General features: G+C 37.2%; 1 protein-coding gene and 1 pseudogene. Both read left to right on the forward strand.

All coding sequences use genetic code 11. The annotated features are described in order from the left end of the window. Positions 1 to 1,058 precede the first annotated feature (1,058 nt). A pseudogene (rimP, locus tag AFK68_RS09675) lies at positions 1,059 to 1,497 on the forward strand (ribosome maturation factor RimP); the annotation flags it as partial. 945 nt (positions 1,498 to 2,442) lie between these two features. Beyond that, positions 2,443 to 3,765, forward strand: coding sequence for a transcription termination factor NusA (gene nusA / locus AFK68_RS09680; protein WP_094672529.1), 1,323 nt, complete (start codon positions 2,443 to 2,445; stop codon positions 3,763 to 3,765). Positions 3,766 to 4,619 lie beyond the last annotated feature (854 nt).

The following is a 4,619-nucleotide window of genomic DNA, read 5'->3' on the forward strand; positions in this document are numbered from 1 at the left end:
GATAATTGATAATTACCTCTCCCTTTTAGGGAGAGGATTGACAAATAAGGAAAATATTTATTTCTCTTGGTCGATTAGATATGGCGTTTGCTAGCGCAAAGCTCCGCTTTATATGTCGCGTAGCGAAACGCGTAGCGTCCCGGAGGGAACGGAAACCCGAAGAATGCAGAGCCGCGTTTCATGTCGCTCCGCGAAACGCTTTTTCGTATAGGGAATGCTCCGCTTTCCATGTCGCGTAGCGTTAACGCGCGTTGTGCGGAACGCTAAACGCCATCTCATCCTGACGGACTGCTCCGCAAACGACCGCTTTTCCCCTTGAAAGGGGAGGCTTCAAGGCGTGAATTATCTAATTATTTAATTGTTTAATTATTAATTATTTCGGTAAATAAATNACCGCTTTTCCCCTTGAAAGGGGAGGCTTCAAGGCGTGAATTATCTAATTATTTAATTGTTTAATTATTAATTATTTCGGTAAATAAATCTAGAACCCATATATAGCGCTTTTCACTCTTGATGAACCACATCCCTATAACCAAAACCTTGTAGGGACGTTGCATGCAAAGTCCTTAGAATGCAAATAACGCAAATAAATGGTACAATTATAAAAATGCTTTAGTCCCAGGGCTACGGTAATAGTCTGAGGAGTTACCATAAGAGCAATAAAGAGATAAAATTGCAGAGGTAGTAGGCACTACCGCTTTAGAAAATTCGGCAGTCAGTATATTAGTCTTAGACCGACAGTCCGAGACATTAAATAGACATGGAGGCCAAGGTAAGACTGGCGTCAAATTTTGCTGCGCGACATGAAAAGCAGCAGCCAATGAAGCGTCAACCCGTTAAGGAGCTACGGCTCAGTAGGAATCTATGTCCGTTATACAGCGGATAGGATGTCAAAATTGTCAACGGGGAGTGGGTAAAGCCCACTTTTTTTGTTGCATTTGTCCCATGACTCACCCATTAATACCACAAATCATCAAATTTGCTACCCCTATTGCTGAATCCCTAGGATTGGAATTAGTAGGAGCAGTATTTCATACAAACCAGCATCCTCCAGTTCNAATCATCAAATTTGCTACCCCTATTGCTGAATCCCTAGGATTGGAATTAGTAGGAGCAGTATTTCATACAAACCAGCATCCTCCAGTTCTACGATTGGACATTCGACACCCTCATCAAGACACAGGTTTAGATGACTGTGAACGAATGAGTCATGCCATAGAAGAACAACTAGATGCAGTAAATATAATTCCGGAACCATATCTATTAGAAATATCCAGTCCTGGTATTTCTAAGTTTTTGGATAATGACCGAGATTTCATTGCCTTTAAAGGCTTTCGTGTAACTATCAATACTTCCGAACCCTATAAAGGTAAAAATAACTGGACAGGACAACTTATTCGTCGGGATCAAACAGCCGTTTACATTAACCAAAAAGGGCGACAAGTGACCATTCCACGTTCTCTCATTAGTACCGTTGAATTACAAGAAGGAAGGTAGAAATTAAAAAGGGGTCAATGCTTAATACTCAGCAATCAGATTTTTAAGAGTTTAAAAAGAGGATGTTTTAGATCGGAATAACCATCTAACTTCTAGAACTCCAAGGATTTCTACCCAGGCTTTTTCAGCAGTCAGACAAGTAATATTTTGCTAAAAACTGTTTGAGGAGCATGACCAAGGGAAGATTAATAGCTGATATTTAAGTTAAAGGAAAATAGAAAATGTTATCGGAACAAATATTACTATTATGCTCTAGGTTTTTTGTTTGATAATTTTTAGCACTTACAGAGCCAAAATCAAAAATCAGGGTTTGAGATTCTGTATAAAAAATATCAAATTCCTTTGGAAGAGTTAACGGGAAACAGTTCATTTAGCAACAGTGTTTTTTTATCAAATATACTGGTCTTATTTCTTCTTCATTTCCTCTCCCAATGCAATGGGTATGACCCCCATCCGGCAATTACCGATTGGCGTTTTGCGCTTCGCAAAGCTTTTCTGCTGAATACTTCGGGTGGATAAAATCATTTACCATACGCCGTCCCTATTGCTTGTTGTATTTACTCTCTTATACTCTCTTGAAAATGGAGCAGTCTTAAGTAGATACAAGTCCAAGACCAATACTTCATATTTGTCCTTTTTCCGAGTTTTTTTCTATCTCCAACATCTAAGCTCTCAAAAAAACAAAAAAATACTGCACTTGAATACCTAAATTATTAATGTCCTAATCTCATTAAAATTTAAACCAATTCGCCTCAATAACTATAATTTATAAAAATTTAGAGGATAAAAAAATTATGTCAATGGTTAGTTTGCCTGGACTTAGAGATTTGATCGAAAATATTAGTAAAGATCGCAATTTACCAAAACAAGCAGTTCAAGCTGCTTTACGAGAAGCCTTATTAAAAGGATATGAACGCTACCGACGCACTCAACGTATAGATGGANATGTCAATGGTTAGTTTGCCTGGACTTAGAGATTTGATCGAAAATATTAGTAAAGATCGCAATTTACCAAAACAAGCAGTTCAAGCTGCTTTACGAGAAGCCTTATTAAAAGGATATGAACGCTACCGACGCACTCAACGTATAGATGGAGTCCATTTCACAGATGATTACTTTGACAACTTTGAAATAGAGTTGGACGTTGAAGAAGAAGGTTATCGAGTATTAGCTACTAAAACCATTGTTGAAGAAGTAACGAATCCAGATCACCATATAGCTCTAAAAGAAGTTCTAGAAGTAGCTTCAGAGGCTCAGTTAAATGACACAGTATTCTTAGATGTGACACCCAATAAAAATGAATTTGGTCGCATGGCTGCTATCCAAACTAAACAAGTATTAGCTCAAAAGTTACGAGATCAGCAGCGAAAAATGATTCAAGAAGAATTTCAAGATTTAGAAGGAGAAGTTCTTCAGGCCAGAGTTTTGAGATTTGAAAGGCAATCAGTTATTTTAGCTGTAAGTAGTGGCTTTGGTAGACCAGAAGTAGAAGCTGAACTGCCGAAAAGAGAACAACTACCTAACGACAACTACCGTGCTAATGCAACTTTCAAAGTTTATCTGAAACGGGTATGTGAAGGCTCAACTCGTGGGCCTCAGTTACTTGTGTCTAGAGCTGATGCTGGTTTAGTGGTTTATTTATTTGAAAATGAGGTCCCAGAAATTGAAGATGAAATAGTGAGAATTGTGGCAGTTGCCAGAGAGGCTAATCCACCATCCCGGCACGTTGGTCCCCGAACTAAAATAGCAGTTGATACTCTAGAAAGAGATGTAGATCCTGTGGGAGCTTGCATTGGTGCAAGGGGATCGAGAATTCAGGTAGTGGTGAATGAATTGAGGGGTGAAAAAATAGATGTAATTCGCTGGTCTCCAGACCCCTCTACCTATATTGCTAATTCTCTTAGTCCAGCTACAGTAGATGAAGTTCGTTTGATTGATCCAGAGGAAAGGAGGTCTCATATTTTGGTGTCTGAGGACCAACTTAGTTTGGCGATCGGTAAGGAAGGACAAAATGTACGTCTAGCAGCTCGTCTTACTGGCTGGAAAATTGATATAAAGGACACTGGTAAATATGACCATGCTGAAGAAGATAGCAAAGTTGCGGCTGAAGTATCTCATCGTCAGGCATTGGCTGAACAAGAAGAAAATGAAACTGAGGAAGCAGAGTTAGAGGTAATAGAAAATACTTTTGACGAAAATTTTGACGAACCAGATGATTCTTTAGAAGTTGATGAAGGTGAAACTGAATATCCTGTAGAATTAACTTAGGTATAAGGTTCAATAATTAATAATTAATAATTACCTCTTGTTCTAATAGAAAGATTAGCTAAAAGGAATTTTTTTCTTTTTTCTCCATGATATTGAGAAGCTTTATACCTTAATTTTTAGGTAATAATTTTAGGGGTCAAGCTGATTAATAAAAATCACAGTTAATCTAATTAGGGTTTAGTGAAAAAAATCGGAATAGTTCGGAATAGTATTGAAAAATTATTCAAGCAAAGCTTATGACGATCAAAAAATATCATTATTGACTAAGAGATAATTTTAACTTATAAAAAGAAGGCGAAAGCAGTATGCTCTGCAATGCGGAGCATAACAAAGGGAAATCGCCCCTACTACTCCTGACTCCTAAAAAAATCCCTAGCTATTTGTAGTAAACATTTATCAAATTTATCTAAGATTTTTCCATTTATTCATCAGGCTATCATTATACCAATTACCATCCATTAATGCTATGCTTAGGTAATACTTCAATTATTAAGTAATTAACATAGGTCGATGAAACCTTTTTAATAATTATTAGCTAGTATAGCAATCCTATTTTATTTGTGGCAAAAATATTGCCGCTTTTTAAGGAACAGGGAATAGGGAACAGCCGTAAGTTTCAAGTTTTTTATCTACTTTTTGATTACCCGCGACCTATTTAGGATTGCTATAGCGTGTTAATTATTCATCTTTTTAATTTTCCCCCACTTCCCTACTCTCCTAGTCCCTGGCTCAAGATACAGGTTCAAAAGTTTGTGATAAATAGTATTATTTGGTGCAGCATTATTACCAAGGAAAAGCTGAAGTCTAATACCTTAATACTTAGGATTGCAGTAAAGATTAATAATATTATAGAG

It is taken from the genome of Hydrocoleum sp. CS-953 (assembly GCF_002260545.1).
Classification (GTDB): Bacteria; Cyanobacteriota; Cyanobacteriia; order Cyanobacteriales; family Microcoleaceae; genus Trichodesmium.

Coding starts and splice junctions, on each gene's coding strand:
- nusA (WP_094672529.1), top strand. CDS start 2,443: ATGTCAATGGTTAGTTTGCCTGGACTTAGAGATTTGATCGAAAATATT.